The organism is Streptomyces shenzhenensis (genome assembly GCF_021462265.1).
GTDB classification, from domain to species: domain Bacteria; phylum Actinomycetota; class Actinomycetes; order Streptomycetales; family Streptomycetaceae; genus Streptomyces; species Streptomyces shenzhenensis.
Genome location: NZ_JAJONF010000246.1, coordinates 1 through 223, shown reverse-complemented (window position 1 = coordinate 223; position 223 = coordinate 1). Strand labels below are relative to the sequence as shown.

Genomic DNA, 223 nt, shown 5'->3' with positions numbered 1-223 from the left:
AAGTCGCAAAGCCTCTCGCCAACGCTCACCGGCCTCGACCACAACCAACTTGGGACGGCTGCCCGCGTCCTCCAACACCCGCTGGTAAGGAACACCCTCAACATCCGGAAAGACTGTGCGCAGACTCTCGTGCCGGTCAGCGACGTCGCCCAACGCGGCCTCAAGCGCCGCCACATCCAAACGGCCGGACAGCCGCAACGCGAAGGGCAGGTTGTAGGCCGCA

At 65.0% G+C, this 223-nt stretch carries 1 protein-coding gene; it reads right to left on the bottom strand.

Annotated features, from left to right (window positions below; translation table 11 throughout):
* A partial coding sequence (locus LQ326_RS47660; RefSeq protein WP_234545447.1) for a condensation domain-containing protein occupies positions 1 to 223 on the bottom strand: 223 nt, incomplete at both ends.